Below are 15945 nucleotides of genomic sequence, written 5' to 3' on the forward strand. Positions count from 1 at the left end.
CTTGGTCATTCCGGGACGCCCGCAGGGCGGGCCCGGAATCCAGAACCGAAGATGGTGCCGAGAGGGGCTGGGCAGCAGAGCCGAAGTTGGCTGACGTCGCGTCTTCACGATCCGTGACATCGAGTCTGGATCCCGGACACCTCGCTTCGCTCGGTCCGGGATGACCGGCTCGCCTGTTAGCCAGCTACTGCTCTCTGCCCCTCACGCCAGCGGCAGGGCCTCGGAGCGCTTCACCTGCCCCAGCGCGAAACTCGTCTCGATGGAAGCGACGCCGTCAAGGCGGGTGAGCTTGTCCTTCAGGAACTGCTCATAGGCCTTGAGATCGCTGACGACGATGCGCAGCAGATAGTCGCGCGGGCCGGTCATCAGATAGCAGTCGGCCACCTCCGGCCAGAGCGCGACCGCCTTGGCAAAGCGGTCGAGCGCCTCCTCGCGCTGGCGCTCGAGCTTCACCGAGGCGAAGGCGCTGATGGGCAGCCCGACCTTGTCCTGGTCGATCACCGCCGTATAGCCCTTGATGATGCCCGTTTCCTCCAGGAGGCGCAGTCGCCGCGCGCAGGGCGAGGGCGACAGCCCCACCTTTTCGGCAAGCTCCTGGGTCGTGATCCGGCCGTCATTCTGAACGGCGGCGATGATCTTGCGATCGATCTCGTCGAGGGCGCGCATTGGCAGATGTCTCAATGAAGAAGGAATATGTTAGCTGATATGGCCAAAAATGCCGGATCAGCCAAGCGAATTTGGCTCCTTTTGGCATCATAGCCGCCTTATATTCGCAGGAACGAGACCAGGTGCCGCCCATGACCGATCCTCGCCTTCCCCTGCTCGCCGCTATCGAGAAGAAGATCCTGTGGCTCGCCACATGGATGATTCACAACGCCAATCACCTGCGCCCCAGCACCGATGGGCTCAAGGTCGGCGGCCACCAGGCCTCCTCGGCGTCGCTCGTCACGATCATGACGGCGCTCTACGGCGCGGTGCTGCGGCCCGAAGACCGCGTCGCGGTGAAGCCGCATGCGAGCCCGGTCTTCCACGCCATCCAATATCTCTTCGGCAACCAGAGCCGCGAAAAGCTCGAGAACTTCCGCGGCTACAAGGGCGCGCAATCCTATCCTTCACGCACCAAGGATGCCGACGACGTCGATTTTTCCACCGGCTCCGTCGGCCTCGGCGTGGCGCAGACGCTCTTTGCCTCCCTGGTGCAGGACTATGTGCGCGCCAGGGGCTGGGGCAAGGATGAGCCGGAGGGGCGCATGGTCGCGCTCGTCGGCGATGCCGAGATGGACGAGGGCAATATCTTCGAGGCGCTGCTCGAAGGCTGGAAACACGGGCTCAGGAACACCTGGTGGATCGTCGATTATAACCGCCAGAGCCTCGATGCCGTGGTGCGCGAAGGCCTCTGGGCGCGTTTCGAAGCGATCTTCCGCAATTTCGGCTGGGACGTCGTCATCCTGAAACACGGCACCCTGCAGCGCGCGGCTTTCGCCGAGCCTGGCGGCGAGCGGCTGCGCGAATGGATCGACGCCTGCCCCAACCAGCTCTATTCGGCGCTCACCTTCCAGGGCGGGGCCGCCTGGCGCAAGCGCCTCACCGACGAGCTCGGCGACCAGGGCCCGGTGACGGCGCTCATCGAGCGCCGCAGCGACGATGAACTCGCCGCGCTGATGGCCAATCTCGGCGGGCACGACCTGCCCTCTCTGCTCGAAGCTTTCGAGGCGGCGCGGGCCCATGACCGCCCGGTCTGCTTCATCGCCTATACCATCAAGGGCTTCGGCCTGCCGCTCGCCGGCCACAAGGACAACCACGCCGGCTTGCTCACGCCGACGCAGATGGAGACGCTGCGCGCTGCCATGGAGGTCCGCCAAGGCCGCGAATGGGACCTCTTCGAAGGACTGCCCTTGCCTGCGGCCGAGCTCAAGACCTTTCTGAAGAAGGTGCCCTTCGTGCAGAAGGGCACACGGCGCCACCACGCGCCGGCCGTCGATGTGCCGGAGGCGCTCACTGTTCCGGCACAGCCGGTGATGTCCACTCAGCAGGGCTTCGGCCTTCTGCTGCACGAGATTGCCAAGAGCGACAGCGAGCTCGCGCGCCGCATCGTCACCACCTCGCCTGACGTGACCGTCTCCACCAATCTCGGCGCCTGGGTCAATCGCCGCGGGCTCTTCGCCCGCGAGGAGATGGCCGATGTCTTCAAGGCCGAGCGCATTCCATCGACCTATAGCTGGACCTTCTCGCCGAAAGGCCAGCATTTGGAGCTCGGCATCGCCGAGATGAATCTCTTTATAATGTTGTCCGCTCTCGGGCTGTCGCATTCGCTCTTCGGCGAGCGCCTCCTGCCCATCGGCACGCTCTATGATCCCTTCATCGAGCGCGGCCTCGATGCCTTGAACTACGCCTGCTACCAGGATGCGCGCTTCATCGTCGCGGCGACGCCCTCCGGCGTGACGCTGGCGCCGGAAGGCGGCGCCCATCAGTCCATCGCCACACCCTTGATCGGCATGGCGCAGGATGGGCTGGCGAGCTTCGAGCCGGCATTCGTGGACGAGCTCGCCACCATACTCAACTGGTCCTTCGCCTATCTGCAGCGCTCGGGCGAGGCGGAGCCCAACGAGACCACCTGGCTGCGCGATGCGGTCGGCGGTTCGGTCTATCTGCGGCTCTCGACGCGCAGCATCGAGCAGCCGAAGCGCGCGATGGCGCCGGCGCTCGCCGAGGAGATCATCAACGGCGCCTATTGGCTGAGGAAACCCGGGCCGAATGCCCAGGTGGTCGTCGCCTACACGGGGGCGGTCGCGCCGGAGGCGATCGAAGCCGTCGGGCTGATGGCCGAGGATCGGCGAGATGTGGGGCTTCTCGCCATCACCTCCGCCGACCGGCTCAATGCCGGCTGGACGGCGGCGAGCCGCGCCCGCGAGCGCGGCCTCGTTCATGCCAAGAGCCATATCGAGCGGCTGCTCGCCGGCGTGCCCTCCCATTGTGGGCTCGTCACCGTGCTCGACGGTCATCCGGCGACGCTCGCCTGGCTCGGCTCCGTCCACGGCCACCGGACGCGAACACTCGGCATCGAGCATTTCGGCCAGACCGGCACGATCGCCGATCTTTATCGCTATCACGGTATCGACGCGCAGGCAATCATCGCCGCCGCCGAGACGCTGGTGCCCGGCCGGCCGATCCGCCATCTGCGCATGGCCTGAGCTGCGAATTTTTGCAGCAGGTGTCGGCAGAGGGCATAGTCCTTCGTCCTAAGCAAGACGAAGGGATAAACCATGCTCTACGCCATTCTCTGCTATCATTCGGAAGACGTCGTCTGTGCCTGGTCGAAGGAGGAGGACGAGGCCGTGATGGCGCGGCTCGCCGTCGTGCAGGAGAGGCTCGCGAAGGAAGGCCGGCTCGGCCCCGTTGCCCGCCTCCTGCCGACGACCGCCGCCACCACCCTGCGCAAGCACGGCGAGCCACCGCTCGTCATCGACGGCCCCTTCGCAGAAACGAAGGAGCAGCTCCTCGGCTTCTACATCGTCGATGGCCAATCGCTCGACGAGGTGCTCGAGATCGCGCGCGAGCTCGGCGCGGCCAATCCCGGTGGCTCTTACGAGATCCGGCCGGTCGGCATCTTCCGCCCGGGGAGCGTCGCTTCATGAACGATCTCCACTGGATCGACGCGACACTCTCCTCGGCCCGGCCGCAAGCGGTCGCCGCGCTTCTGCGCTATTTCCGCGATCTCGACGCAGCCGAGGAGGCCTTTCAGGAGGCCTGCCTCAGAGCGCTGAAGAACTGGCCGAAGAACGGCCCGCCGCGCGATCCCGCCGCCTGGCTCATCCTTGTCGGCCGCAATGCGGCAATCGACGCCGCCCGCCGGCGCGGTCGCCAGCAACCGCTGCCGGCCGAGGAGACTCTGTCGGATCTCGACGATGCCGAGGCCGATCTCGCCGAGCGCCTCGACAATGCCGATTACCGCGACGACATCCTGCGGCTCCTCTTCATCTGCTGCCATCCCGATTTGCCGGACACCCAGCAGATCGCGCTGGCGCTGCGCATCGTCTGCGGGCTCACCGTGCCGCAGATCGCCCGCGCCTTCCTCGTCGGCGAAGCCGCCATGGAGCAGCGCATCACCCGCGCCAAGGCGCGCGTCGCCAAGGCGGGGGTGCCCTTCGAGACACCGGGCCCTATCGAGCGGGCGGAACGGCTCGCCGCGGTCGCCGCCATGGTCTATCTCCTCTTCAACGAGGGCTACTCGGCCTCGGGCGGCGAGGCGCCCATGCGTGCGCCGCTCTGCGACGAGGCGATCCGTCTCGGGCGCCTTCTGCTGCGGCTGTTCCCCACTGAACCCGAGATCATGGGGCTCACCGCGCTCATGCTGCTCACCCACGCGCGCGCACCGGCACGCTTCGGGCCGGATGGCGCCGTCGTTCTCCTGGAGGATCAGGACCGCGGCCTCTGGGCGAGACCGATGCTCGCCGAAGGCCTCGCGCTCATCGACAAGGCGGTGCGCCACCGTCAGCCCGGTCCCTATCAGATCAAGGCGGCAATTGCCGCGCTCCATGCCCGCGCCAAGCGTGCGCAGGACACCGACTGGGCCGAGATCGACCTGCTCTATGCCATGTTGGAGCAGCTCGAGCCCTCGCCCATTGTCACGCTCAATCGCGCCGTCGCCGTCTCCAAACGTCGCGGGCCGGAGGCCGCACTCGCCATGATCGAGCCGCTCGAGGAGCGACTCGCCGGCTACTTCCACTTCCACGGCGCTAAGGGCGCCTTCCTGCTGCAGCTCGGGCGCAAGGCGGAAGCGCGCATCGCTTTCGACAAGGCGATCGCGCTCGCCAATTCCCCGGCGGAGGCGGCCCATATCCGGCTGCATCTCGATAAGTTGGCCAGCGAGGGAGAGGTCGCATCGGCACTGGATCGCGCCGGTCGAAGTTAGGCATAACTTTGCGGATGATCCGCGCCGTCTTGCTGTCTTAGATACACAACAGTTGCCGCCCTACGGGCGGTCCCAAGGCACCGCCCTTCACGCTTCTCCTCGTTCCGAACGGAAGATTATGTCATCGAAGCCAACCTTCGCTCCAGTGACATGTATCTCATTCGATCCATATCTAATGATAGTTTTATTCTTTTCAGAATCGTACTCCAAAATCAAGGAGGCCTCGTCTATTTCGGCAATACTCTCAAAGGAGATTTTATCCCCATCGGAGGAATTAAACTGGGTTATTGCATCGATCCCCCAGTCCTTCTCATAATAATGGAAGCGATCCGCAGAACCGGCGGCTCCTTGCAGGGTGTCGTTGCCCGCACCTCCGATAAGGTCATCCTCACCACCTCCGCCCGAGTTCAAGAGGTCGTCGCCATCCCCGCCCGATAATTGGTCGTGGCCGAGGCCGCCCGTCAAACTATCGTTGCCACCGTTCCCCTGAAGATTGTTGGCCGCCTCATTTCCGACAACGGCATCGGCTCCAGGGCCACCCTTTGCGTTTTCGAGCACGGTGTCGACCGTCGAGATCGCGACCATGCCTTTTCCGGACAGGTCGGGGTTCGCGAACCCGGAGAATTGACCTTGCCGTAGATCGATCGTCGAATTGGTGTCGCTACTTAGACCGCTAAAGTCGATTGTGTCGGTGCCAGCGCGATCATAAATTGTGATCGGTCTAATTTGCCCGTCTGGTGCGGGAATTCCGAATCGTTCGTCGGTGGCATTGAAACCATAAACGTCGTCACCCGTTCGGGTAGACGGATTCGCTCCATAAATGTCGGTAATTGCGCGAATGTCGGCAATTCCCGGCATACGTACCTGCATGGGCCAATTTCCACTACCCGTATCATCAGGCGACATGTAGGACATGATGGAGTTCGTCCACTCGTCGTTGCTGGCCACATTATCGGCCCCATACTGCGGCGCCCCGCCGTCATAGGGACCCGTGTGTCCCAACCCGAGCGCATGACCTAGCTCATGAACCAGAATCCTGAAACGGTCCGTAGCGGCAAACTCCTCGCCTATGTAAACCGTACTCGCCCCGGTGCCATAATCATGCCCGGTGTGGGCGATGTTCGCATCCGCTCCAATGCTTGGAGTTTTGATGGTGATATTTGCGGATTCCGTTCCGCTGACCTTTTTAAACGTGATGTTCGCCACGTCCTGCCAAAAGCGCAATGCTTGGTCCAAAAGCTGCTGATCTTGTTCAGAAAGATCATTAAAGTCGAATGAATATGTTAGTTCAGTCGGCCCTGAGTCCGACACTGGGAAATGGTATGGAGTTTCTCCCGCGGCAGCCCAGTAGCCGAATTTCAAATAATCTGCCATCTCGTCAACTGTAAATGTCGGAAGATATGGCTTATCTCCCTCAGCAACGGTGACCATATACTGTCCAGATTGTGAGCCACTGTCAGTTTCATGGCCACGCGCTATGGCGATATACATCGGCCCTAAAAGACTTCCCGTTGTAGGAACGGTAAAGGTGAGCTGAGCCCCATAGAGCGGCCCACCTTCATCGCTTTCGGCAACGACCGTGGTCCAATTCAACCCGAATATCCCCATTTGTTGTAAAAGAACAATTCTAAGATCGGTAATTGGGTTCTGTCCGTAGCTAAAGGCGGAGAACGTATAGGTACGACCTGGCTGTAGCTCGACTTTGAACCAGTCTTCATCGTTGGCGTCGTTGAGACAGCCCGTGCCGGCCGAATTTACCGCCAGTGATGCCGGGGTGGACATACCGCTAACAGTTCCGTGCGGAAGGGCGTCGGTGGTGGCTGTATCACCAAAGGATTGAACCTCGGAGGTCGCGGCAAAAGGTGGCCGGGATGCCCCAGTCGGCGCGACGTCCACGTTCGCTTCGGAAGGTACAGCCGAAGGGACCGACGAGCCGGTGGCGTCGGCAGCCTGTGGCGTCGCGTCACCTGATTGCGCGCCGGAGCTGTCCGCATCCGGCGCGGCCGCCCGCGGCTCATCTGTGCCGTCCCGCGCCGCCGGGGCGATTGATGAACAGCGCGACAGGAAGGTATCAGCCTGGATCTTCTTGTCCGACTCCGAGGAACTCAGATCACCACCAGCTGCATTGCTGCCGCTGCCCAGTGCCGGCCCCACAAACTCTCTCGATATACTCATCGAAAAACTCCATATGAGTGGGGCATGTCGTCGGAGTGAAACTCCACATCTCGCGCCTATAGCGGAGATGACGGCCTGCCCGCATACAATGCATAAAATAATCGTCGCAATGGGCACGAGTCAGCAGGAACGGACATCGACGCTGCCGTGCGGTCATGCGGCCGACAGATGCTTGATCATGCAATCCGGACCAGGCACCCATGGGGATCAACCGCGCCAGTGCCCAGCCTTTCATAAGCCGAGAATAGAAGTGGTGCATCGCAGGCAGCGCGTATCTAATGATATATTCTGCTGATACTTATCTTCATGCGCACGGGTTTGGCCTTCCGACGCCGGGCTGCCTTCTGCGCCTCCCATATCTGCGCGAGGCGTCGCACCGACGCTCATGCCTCCGCAAGCGGGTCCCCAGCTACGCACGCCGAAAGCCGAAAGCGCAACCGACCCCGACGAACCGATCGCGCTCTCCTCGATGGAGAACGATATTATCCCATTCGATCACGCGAGCTTGATCACCCGCTCCGCCCGTTCGTCATGGGTTCGAGCCGTGTCGGCTCGCAGCGCCGGCTTCGCCCCCCTATTCCGCTAACGGGCTTGCTCAGCACCGCGGACCGCCAGATTGCTTTAGGCCCGTTCATCCCGACTGCGGCATGGGCTTCCACGCCCAGCCAGGCGGCGCGCTGCCAGTCCACATCGTCGGCATCGAGGGCGTCAATGGCCCAGAACCAGTGCCGCCGATCAGTAGATCGGCGGCACCTTGTGTCGTGTCATCCGGGTTGTCGCCATAAAGACTATCGGCACCATCTTCACCGTCGACTGTGTCTCTGCCGGTTCCCCCTATGAGCAAATCGTCATCAACTCCTCCAGAAATGGAATCGTCGTTGGTGCCGCCCAGGACGGTGTCGTTGCCTGCACCTCCTGTGATCGTGTAATTACCAGCCCCACCGAATATTTTATCATTACCTTAGCCTCCCAAGATGTTGTCAGCACCGGCATCGCCCCACACGTGATCCGGCCCGGCGCCAGCCGAGACGGTGTCGTTGCCGCTGCCGCTGCCGGCAGAACTCCAGTCTTCGCCGGTATTGGTGAGATCAATACTCGTGATGTTATCGTTTCCACCCCTGCCGATGATGTAGTCGCTAAAGCCTGTGCGCGGACCATCGTTGTGGAGAACAGCCGCGGATGAGAAAGTCGCATCTCACCGTCTATTGGACGAGGGTCGATCGGAGCAGATTTGCGGGATGCATCCATCTCGCAAACCTTATTCAGAGCAATCTTGAAGCAAAGGTGAAGGCACTGACATCCACTACGGACTCGTAAATGTATCCGCGATACTAGGAGTCCAAGCAACTCGCTTGCTAAGCATCTCTCACCGGCGGCAACGCCCTCGTAGTTGGCCTTTCGAGAGGAAATCACCCCTCGCAACGCTGAAAAATCGTTATTAACTAAACTTCGCCCGCTCAATGGAATATAAAATCACTCGCATCGATATTGATACCAGCTCCACCGAATCCAAATCCGATTCTGAATTCATTCGTTCCATATTTTATGATGACTTGAGCCGATCCGGGCTCGATGGTCAGATCAGCTATGGAGTGCACCTCGGGAAGTAAGACGTCGATCTTATCTTGGCCATCTTTCCAGTTGTCCATTTGATCCTTCCCCCAACCCGGAGTCAGGACATATGTATTCCCGGCATCGACTACCCCGAACAAAGTGGAATAAGCGCTCATAAATTTGTCATCCCCAGGGCCTCCCTCCATTATGTCGGCGCCCGGACCACCCTGGAAAACATCATTACCACCGCCTCCACGGAGGTAATCATTGCCTCCGCCACCGAAGATCGTGTCGTTGCCCGCGCCGCCGCCAATCGTATCAGAGCCATCAACGAGGATTAAGTCGGTGAGATCTCCGCTCACCGAGCCGCTGAGATAGTCGTGACCACCTGCGCCTTGAATAGAATCATTCCCCAATCCACCATAAACGGTATCGGCACCCGTACCGGCATTGATCGTGTCGTTGCCGCCGCGGCCCTCGATCATATCGGCCCCCGATGTGCCGGAGAGGGGGTCGTTGCCCTCCGTACCAATGATAGGCGGTGTCGCCGCGTCTTGAGTTTCCATGGCCACCCATTGGCTGCCCACACCCTCGGCGCGCTGGGCGCTGTTGTCGAGCGCTCCGCTCATGGCATGCATCCCCGCGAGCACCGCGCTCCAATCCTGCACCTGGAGACCGGCACCGTGGAGGTCGGAATCCGCGAGGACGCTCGGGTCGAGGCTGTCCAGGCCGAAGGCATGGGTCTGTACCTGCGCTTTGCCACGCAGGAGGCCGTGCCAGTCCAGATCCAAATCAGTATTGAGAAAGTCGCTGACAAATGATGTATTGGACATGTAAATCTCCTTGATTTTGATAATACTCGGGCTGCGGGGCATTCAGCGGCATAAGCTCGGTCTCCGAACCAGCCCCCCAGCCCTCCCGTGATTGAGACCGATGCCATCCATGTGCCCGTCGGCGACATCGGGCTTCCCAAGCTGTTCCACGCCTCCACCAAGCCTGCGCGGATCTGCTGTCGCCAGTCCATGCAGATGGGCGCGACGCACGGCGCTTCATAAATCGGAAGAACAGCCGGCGGCGCAGCACCGCCTGCCCCACCTCGACCTGCTAAACGAGAAAGATGAAATCGGTCGCGTCAATCGTCGAGGCAGCAACATCCTGTAGAGTAATCGTACCGCCTCCCAAAACACCGCCGAGGTTGTCGAGCGCGATGATCGTGTCGCCTCCAGATTGCGTAATGGTAAGCTGATCGAAGCCGAGCAAGCCAACCACCTGCCTCATATCGAATTTGTCCATGCCGTCATTATAGGAATAGATGCGGTCATTCCCCCAGCCGGAAGCAAAGACAAAGGTATCGGCTTCGGGAACGCCAAGAAGATTGTTTCCGAACAAATTATCGTTTCCGCCGCCGCCGACGAGCCTGTCGTTTCCGCCGCCGCCGACCAGCACGTCGTTTCCGCCGCCGCCCTGGAGCGTATCGTTACCTAGGGCACCGTAGAGCGCATCATCACCGGCACCGCCGATCAACGAATCGGCTCCGCCGGCGGCGCCGTCGACGTCACTGTCGTCGCCCCAAAGCGTGTCAGAGCCGTCCCCACCATTGATGGTATCCGCACCGAGGCCTCCGATAATAAAATCGCTATTGTTTCCGCCGGATAGGTTATCGCCACCGAGCCCACCATAGATTGTGTCCTCGCCCCCGCCGCCCCCGATCGTGTCTCGGCCGGTCCCGCCGACGATTATGTCGTTACCGCCCTCTCCCGATATGTTGTCATTGCCGTCATCGCCCCAAACGTGATCCGGCCCGGCCCCGGCCAAAATTATATCGTTACCGGCGCCGCCGGAGATCCAATCCTCCCCGGTATTCGTTGTATCAATGCTGATAATAATATCGTCCCCGCCCATACCGTTAGTGTAATCATTTAAACCTGTGCTTGCTATCTCTCCGCCTGAATCGCCGTTTGTCGATTCTGACTCTGTCCCTGGGGGTCGAGATGTGGGGAATACCGGTTCGTCCGCAGCGGCAGCCTGAATATCCGCCGTTGTGATGGAGCTGCTCTCCGAGGTCTGCTTGTCCGCCTCCGGAGTGGACTGCACGGCATTGTCGAGCGAGCCGCTGACGCCATGCAAACCGGCCAGCGCCGCAGTCCAATCCTGCGGATAGGTGTCGAGATCCGTCAGGAGGCTCGGGTCGAGGCTGTCGAGGCCAAAGCTATGGGAACGGATTTCGGCCTGCACCTTGCCACGCAAGAAGCCGTGCCAGTCCAGGTCCGGATCAGTATCGAGAAAGTCACTGATAAATGATCGTGTAAACATGTCACGATTCCCTGCTTAACAATAGGTTGGTTGTGCGAGGCCCCACCGCGTTGTTTCAGTCCTCAAATCAGCCCGCCGGTCCTCAACAGGTCTCCCAGCAGATCCACGCCCCCCAAGCCTGCGAGGATCTGCCGTCACTCGTCCATGCGATGGACGGCGAGAAACACACGGTGCCTTCAGAAGCCGAAAAGCAGGCGGCGCCGCAGCGCCGCCTGGCCGCCAAGCCCCCGCTATACGAGGAATTGGAAGTCGCCGGCATCAATCGCCGTAGACTCCACCCCGACGACGAGGATCGTGTCGTTGCCGTAGCTGATCAGGGTATCATCGCCAGATGCGGCAACGGTGAGCTGGCTGTAGCCCAGCAGACCAATGACTTGGCTCATGTCAAAGACGTCGATGCCGTCCTCAAAGTCCATGACCTGATCGTGACCCCAGCCGTTGCCAAAAATAAAGGCGTCGCCATAGCCATTGATCGGGTTGGAGGGATCACTGGACGCGGGGTCGGCGTAGAGAATATCGTCGCCGGCACCGCCGTTGAGGCCATCATTGCCCTGGCCGCCATGGAGCACATCGTTGCCGGCACCGCCATACAGGTAGTCCACGATGAAGGCATCGTCGCCACCGTGGATGTCGTCGTTGCCGTCGTCACCGTAGAGTTGACCATCGCCGTAGATGAGATCGTCGCCGGAACCGCCGGAAATGATATCATCGCCACCGCCACCATTGATGGTGTCGTTGCCGCCGAAGGCCAAGATCACGTCGACACCGGTCGTGCCGTCGATGGTGTCGGCTCCCTCCGTACCGAGGATGAGACCGGCCACGCCGGGAATGATGACGGGGGTGGCATCCGCCGCCGCCACGCCGCCGTCCGCTGCTTGAAAATCGGGACCGGCCGTCGCGTCGAGACCGACACTGTCGAGCGCCGAAGATCGAGCGGATGCCTTCTCCTGGTTGAAGGTTTGCCAATCCAGAATTGTATCAACGCTGAAAACGTCTGTGGTAAAAGTTTGAGTCGACATGTGAATATCCCCTTCACAGTGACGCAGCCCATGGCCGCAATTATCACCCGCTCCGATCAGAGCCGAAGACATGAATTCCTAAATTCAATATTGTAGACTGACCGGTTCGAGTGAATTCGAGTTCGAAAATGAGAAATACTTTACAATCGGCGAATTCCGCACAGGAATTGAGCCGGATAATCTTTGTCGAACTGTTAAGAGGTCACCCCTGCGGCGTGACCAGGTTGTTCCGCCGCCGACACACTCGGGCGTCAGCGGAAGCGCCTCAATGGGCACTGTTGAGGGTACGCGCGCTCTCGACGCTGCAGCCCAGCACATAAGACAGAGCGTTACCGTTGCCAGTCTATAATGTGTCCAACCAAGAAAGGCGAGCCATTCCCCCCCTCGCGATCGAAGATCACGAGCAACGGCTCAGTTCCCCCCAGGAGAGAACCACAGCAAGATTGCTGATTTTCGCGTTACGCGTCTCGACGACCGGACGTGAGCATCCCAATGCACGGATCAAAGACGAACGACGCCTGAACAAAGACGGGCAGTGAAAGCTCACCTAATGCAGCTTCCACGCGGCTCCTATCGGGCCGTTGCCGTTGATCCCCACAATGTCCTGATACCGCTTGTCCAGATTATCGTCACAAATTCCGACAGACTCTCCAAATCATTACATAATGATACCGGCGGCACTCGTGCCGCACTTGAAACATTACTGACTTGAACGAACGCGACTTACGGTATCCCAATATACCACAAATCCGACAGCGAACAACAAACTTTTTGCAGAGCTTGCAAGTCAGGGCATTGAGATCAGCGGGCCTCTGCCGACGGAGAGCCGCAGAGGTGACCAGCTATGCCGGAGCTCCTCAGGCGCGCCGTCGAGTGCGGAAATAGGCAGTGTCGCAGCCCGAGTGGCGGGAGGCCTGACTCAACAGCCCGCCGTCCAGCGCGCGGCGGAGGTTCCGCGCGTTGATCCTCGCCGCGCCTTAGGCCGCTTGGTCGGCCGAATGCCAGAGCTCGCCGGCGAGCACGAGCCCGCGTGCGAGAAGCCTTTGCTCGCCGATGAGCTCAGCGCCCAGCACGTCGCGATAGTCGAAGCGTCCGTTCGCAAGTTCGAGAATGGATGCATCGCCCTCGCTGCCCGGGCGGAAACTGCCGAGGTCGGGCCTTTGCAGCGCCGCCGCGGCATTCACCGTCGCGCGGCGGATCACCTCCGGCAGGCTGACGCCGAGACACAGGAATTTCGACATGGTGGTCGGCAGGTCGAAAGCCGGGCCGTCGATGCAGAGCGCATGCACGTCACTCGATATCGTGTCCGGCAGAAAGCCGGCGGCGAGCATGCCGCGCGCCACAATGAAGTCGAACGAGCCCATGCCGTGGCCGATATCGAAGAGGACACCGCGCGCCCGCGCATCGAGCACAGCGTCGAGCACGCGGCCGTCGCGCCTGATAGGGGCGTTCGGGAACGGCCGGAAGCAATGGGTGAGGATGTCGCCCGGCCGCAGCCGCGCCAGCACCTCTTCCAGTGTCGGCGGCGGCTGGTCGATATGCACCATCATCGGCACGTCGGCCTCGTCCGCGACTTGCCGGGCGATATCGAGCGGCACGACACCCGCCGTGCCGCTCGCGGTGCGGCCGACCCGCACCTTGACCCCGGCGATCACGTCGCGGTTGGCGTCGAGGACCTCGAGCGTGTCGTGCGGCGCCATCAGCCGTTGATCGCCGCTCTCGCCCACCATGATCCGGCTGGAGAAGCCGAAGATGCCCGCAAAGGAGATGTTGAGATAAGCGATAATGCGCACCGGCGAAGCATCGATGACATGGCTGCGGAAGCCCGGGAAATTGCCGGGCCCGGCGCTGCCGGTATCGACCAGCGTGCTGACGCCGGCGCTGCGGGCGAGCGCGACCGCATCGACGCCGAGCGACGTGCCGCCCCAATAGACATGGGTGTGCAGGTCGATGAGCCCGGGCGTGACGATCCGGCCAGCGGCCTCGACGACTTGCGCGCCGTGCGCCGCAAGCCCGTCGCCGACGGCGGCCACCCTGCCTTGCGCGAAAGCCACATCCGTCACGCGGTCGATCTCTTGCGAGGGATCGATCACGCGTCCGCCGGTCACCACGAGATCATAGTCCATCGCAGGTCCTTTCGCGGCCTCCACCGCTGAAGTCGAGCGGCATGGGCAATGATCTGCAAGATCTAGGTGAAACCGCAGATTGAGGTCAACGCCAATCCTCGCGGCCGGGCAGCGACAGATCGGCTGATTGACAGCCCGAAACGAACGTCCCTATCCTCGCGCCGCAAAGGCTGGCCACGAAGGTTCCAGCATCCAGGGGGACGACGATGGCGAACGATGACGTGCTGCTGAGCCGCCGCGATTTTCAGCTCGGGCTGGGAGCCGCTGTCCTGGCAACATCGCTCGCGCCGGGTCTGGCGCGCGCTCAAGGGGCCACCAGCGCCAATCTCGCGATGATCGGCGAGCCGCAATCGCTCGACCCCATGGCATCGACCGCCGACCTCGTCAGCATCATCATGCAGCATGTCTACGAGTCGCTCTACACCTTCGACGCCGATTGGAAGGTGCAGCCGATGCTCGCCGCCGACATTCCGACGGTGAGCCAGGACGGCAAGCTCTACACCATCCCGCTGCGCCAGGGTGTGAAACTGCACAACGGCCGCGACATGAATGCGGAGGATGTCGTCGCCTCCCTGAACCGCTGGCTCGCCATGACGGCGCGCGGCAAGGCGCTGACGAAAGACATCGCCTCGATCACCGCGAAGGATCCGGCAACCGTCGAGATCGCACTCAACAATCTCCAGCCCGCCCTCTTGGCCCATTTGGGGCTGCCGTCTGGTTTCGCGGCGATCATGGCCAAGGAATCGATCGCCGACAACCTGGTCGAATTCGTCGGCACAGGGCCTTATAAGTTCCGGGAGCGCAGGCCGGATCAATATGTCGTCTTGACCAAATTCGACGACTACGCGCCTCGCAGCGAGGCGCCGAGCGGCTATGCCGGCAAGCGCGAGGCGAAGATCGCGGAGCTGCGTTTCATTCCCGCCCCGAACGCCAATACGCGCGTCGAAGGCGTGGTCGCCGGCCAATATCACTTTGCCGACCAACTACCTGTCGAATCGAACAAGAAGGTGTCCACCGCATCGGGCGCCCGCGCCGTTCTCACCATGCCCTATGGCTTCCCTTACTTCCCCACCAATACGAAGCAAGGGCCCATGGCGGACGTGAAAGTGCGGCAAGCCTTCCAGATGGCGCTGAACGACGAGGAGATCCTGCTCGCCGGTTTCGGCGATCCACAGTTCTTCACCTTGGCCGCGGAGCATTTCCCCAAAGGTTCGCCGTTCCATTCGGAAGCCGGCAAAGATAAATATAATCGTGGCGATGCCGACGGCGCCAAGAAGCTGCTGGCCGAGGCCAAATATGATGGCACGCCCATCCGCATCCTCAACTCCAAGCAGTATGACTTCCACAATCGCATGGCCATGGTGATGGCCGAGCAGATGAAAGCTGCCGGCTTTGAGGTGAAGCTCGACGTCGTCGACTGGGCCACCTTGGTTCAGCGCCGCAATGACCCAGCGCTCTGGGACATCTACGTCACCCATTCGGCCTTCCTGCCGGAACCGATGCTGACCCCGCCGCAGCTCGGCGACGGCGCGCCCGGCTGGTGGAAGACCCCGGCCAAGGATGCGGCCCTTGCCGCCTTCAACGGTGAGACCGATCCGGCCAAGCGCGGCGCGCTCTGGGGCAATGTGCAGCAGGTCATCTATGATGAGGTGCCTTACATCCGCGCCGGCAATTTCGGCGCGCTGCTCGGTCTCTCGGCCAAGATGAAGGATTTCACGCCGATGCCCTGGCCTGCTTTCTGGAACGTGGAACTCTCGGCCTGAGCCATCGCGCGCAACCTCAGCGGATCGCCCGCCGGGATACCGCGCGCTTGCGCGTGAAGGCTATCGTGATCGGCAGACGCGTC

General features: G+C 61.6%; 13 protein-coding genes. 5 read left to right on the forward strand and 8 right to left on the reverse strand.

Going from position 1 to position 15945, the window contains the following annotated elements:
- Positions 1-201: 201 nt before the first annotated feature.
- Positions 202-666, reverse strand: coding sequence for an Lrp/AsnC family transcriptional regulator (locus ACFQU1_RS07790; protein ID WP_378131012.1), 465 nt, complete (start codon positions 664-666; stop codon positions 202-204).
- Between the two features lie 131 nt (positions 667-797).
- On the opposite strand from ACFQU1_RS07790, the gene ACFQU1_RS07795 reads away from it, so the two are divergent.
- From ACFQU1_RS07795 to ACFQU1_RS07805, 3 genes are all read left to right on the forward strand, one after another.
- Complete coding sequence (locus ACFQU1_RS07795) at positions 798-3191, forward strand: transketolase (RefSeq protein ID WP_378131014.1); 2394 nt, start codon at positions 798-800, stop codon at positions 3189-3191.
- A gap of 72 nt (positions 3192-3263) precedes the next feature.
- Positions 3264-3635 (forward strand): YciI family protein, encoded by a 372-nt coding sequence (locus ACFQU1_RS07800; protein WP_378131018.1) that lies wholly within the window; start codon positions 3264-3266, stop codon positions 3633-3635.
- Positions 3632-4912 carry an RNA polymerase sigma factor gene (locus ACFQU1_RS07805; RefSeq protein WP_378131020.1) on the forward strand — a complete coding sequence of 427 codons (1281 nt, stop codon included), beginning with the start codon at positions 3632-3634 and terminating at the stop codon, positions 4910-4912. Before ACFQU1_RS07800 ends, ACFQU1_RS07805 begins: the two co-directional genes overlap by 4 nt.
- Positions 4913-4999: 87 nt before the next feature.
- On the opposite strand, the gene ACFQU1_RS07810 is transcribed toward ACFQU1_RS07805, so the two are convergent.
- The 4 genes from ACFQU1_RS07810 to ACFQU1_RS07825 form a co-directional block, all read right to left on the reverse strand.
- Complete coding sequence (locus ACFQU1_RS07810; protein ID WP_378131022.1) at positions 5000-7087, reverse strand: M10 family metallopeptidase C-terminal domain-containing protein; 2088 nt, start codon at positions 7085-7087, stop codon at positions 5000-5002.
- Between the two features lie 631 nt (positions 7088-7718).
- Positions 7719-8036 carry a calcium-binding protein gene (locus tag ACFQU1_RS07815; protein ID WP_378131623.1) on the reverse strand — a complete coding sequence of 106 codons (318 nt, stop codon included), beginning with the start codon at positions 8034-8036 and terminating at the stop codon, positions 7719-7721.
- A gap of 12 nt (positions 8037-8048) precedes the next feature.
- Complete coding sequence (locus ACFQU1_RS07820; RefSeq protein WP_378131625.1) at positions 8049-8216, reverse strand: hypothetical protein; 168 nt, start codon at positions 8214-8216, stop codon at positions 8049-8051.
- Positions 8217-8544: 328 nt separating this feature from the next.
- Entirely contained in the window at positions 8545-9474 is a 930-nt protein-coding gene (locus ACFQU1_RS07825) for a calcium-binding protein (protein ID WP_378131024.1), read from the reverse strand.
- A gap of 87 nt (positions 9475-9561) precedes the next feature.
- On the opposite strand from ACFQU1_RS07825, the gene ACFQU1_RS07830 reads away from it, so the two are divergent.
- Positions 9562-9696, forward strand: coding sequence for a hypothetical protein (locus ACFQU1_RS07830; RefSeq protein WP_378131026.1), 135 nt, complete (start codon positions 9562-9564; stop codon positions 9694-9696).
- Positions 9697-9745: 49 nt separating this feature from the next.
- Here the strand turns inward: ACFQU1_RS07830 and ACFQU1_RS07835 are convergent, their stop codons facing one another.
- The 3 genes from ACFQU1_RS07835 to ACFQU1_RS07845 form a co-directional block, all read right to left on the reverse strand.
- Positions 9746-10954 carry a calcium-binding protein gene (locus ACFQU1_RS07835; RefSeq protein ID WP_378131028.1) on the reverse strand — a complete coding sequence of 403 codons (1209 nt, stop codon included), beginning with the start codon at positions 10952-10954 and terminating at the stop codon, positions 9746-9748.
- Positions 10955-11184: 230 nt separating this feature from the next.
- The gene (locus tag ACFQU1_RS07840; protein ID WP_378131030.1) at positions 11185-11973 is read right to left on the reverse strand and encodes a calcium-binding protein; all 789 of its coding nucleotides are present in this window, start codon (positions 11971-11973) and stop codon (positions 11185-11187) included.
- Positions 11974-12950: 977 nt separating this feature from the next.
- Positions 12951-14099 carry an amidohydrolase/deacetylase family metallohydrolase gene (locus ACFQU1_RS07845; protein WP_378131032.1) on the reverse strand — a complete coding sequence of 383 codons (1149 nt, stop codon included), beginning with the start codon at positions 14097-14099 and terminating at the stop codon, positions 12951-12953.
- A gap of 206 nt (positions 14100-14305) precedes the next feature.
- On the opposite strand from ACFQU1_RS07845, the gene ACFQU1_RS07850 reads away from it, so the two are divergent.
- Positions 14306-15862 (forward strand): ABC transporter substrate-binding protein, encoded by a 1557-nt coding sequence (locus ACFQU1_RS07850; RefSeq protein WP_378131034.1) that lies wholly within the window; start codon positions 14306-14308, stop codon positions 15860-15862.
- Positions 15863-15945: the final 83 nt, after the last annotated feature.

This window comes from Chelatococcus sp. GCM10030263 (assembly GCF_042666455.1).
Taxonomy (GTDB): Bacteria; Pseudomonadota; Alphaproteobacteria; order Rhizobiales; family Beijerinckiaceae; genus Chelatococcus.

Excerpts from the sequence above, each read along its gene's own strand:
- ACFQU1_RS07790 (WP_378131012.1), bottom strand. The coding sequence starts at position 666 with ATGCGCGCCCTCGACGAGATCGATCGCAAGATCATCGCCGCCGTTCAG.
- ACFQU1_RS07795 (WP_378131014.1), top strand. The coding sequence starts at position 798 with ATGACCGATCCTCGCCTTCCCCTGCTCGCCGCTATCGAGAAGAAGATC.
- ACFQU1_RS07800 (WP_378131018.1), top strand. The coding sequence starts at position 3,264 with ATGCTCTACGCCATTCTCTGCTATCATTCGGAAGACGTCGTCTGTGCC.
- ACFQU1_RS07805 (WP_378131020.1), top strand. The coding sequence starts at position 3,632 with ATGAACGATCTCCACTGGATCGACGCGACACTCTCCTCGGCCCGGCCG.
- ACFQU1_RS07810 (WP_378131022.1), bottom strand. The coding sequence starts at position 7,087 with ATGAGTATATCGAGAGAGTTTGTGGGGCCGGCACTGGGCAGCGGCAGC.
- ACFQU1_RS07825 (WP_378131024.1), bottom strand. The coding sequence starts at position 9,474 with ATGTCCAATACATCATTTGTCAGCGACTTTCTCAATACTGATTTGGAT.
- ACFQU1_RS07835 (WP_378131028.1), bottom strand. The coding sequence starts at position 10,954 with ATGTTTACACGATCATTTATCAGTGACTTTCTCGATACTGATCCGGAC.
- ACFQU1_RS07840 (WP_378131030.1), bottom strand. The coding sequence starts at position 11,973 with ATGTCGACTCAAACTTTTACCACAGACGTTTTCAGCGTTGATACAATT.
- ACFQU1_RS07845 (WP_378131032.1), bottom strand. The coding sequence starts at position 14,099 with ATGGACTATGATCTCGTGGTGACCGGCGGACGCGTGATCGATCCCTCG.
- ACFQU1_RS07850 (WP_378131034.1), top strand. The coding sequence starts at position 14,306 with ATGGCGAACGATGACGTGCTGCTGAGCCGCCGCGATTTTCAGCTCGGG.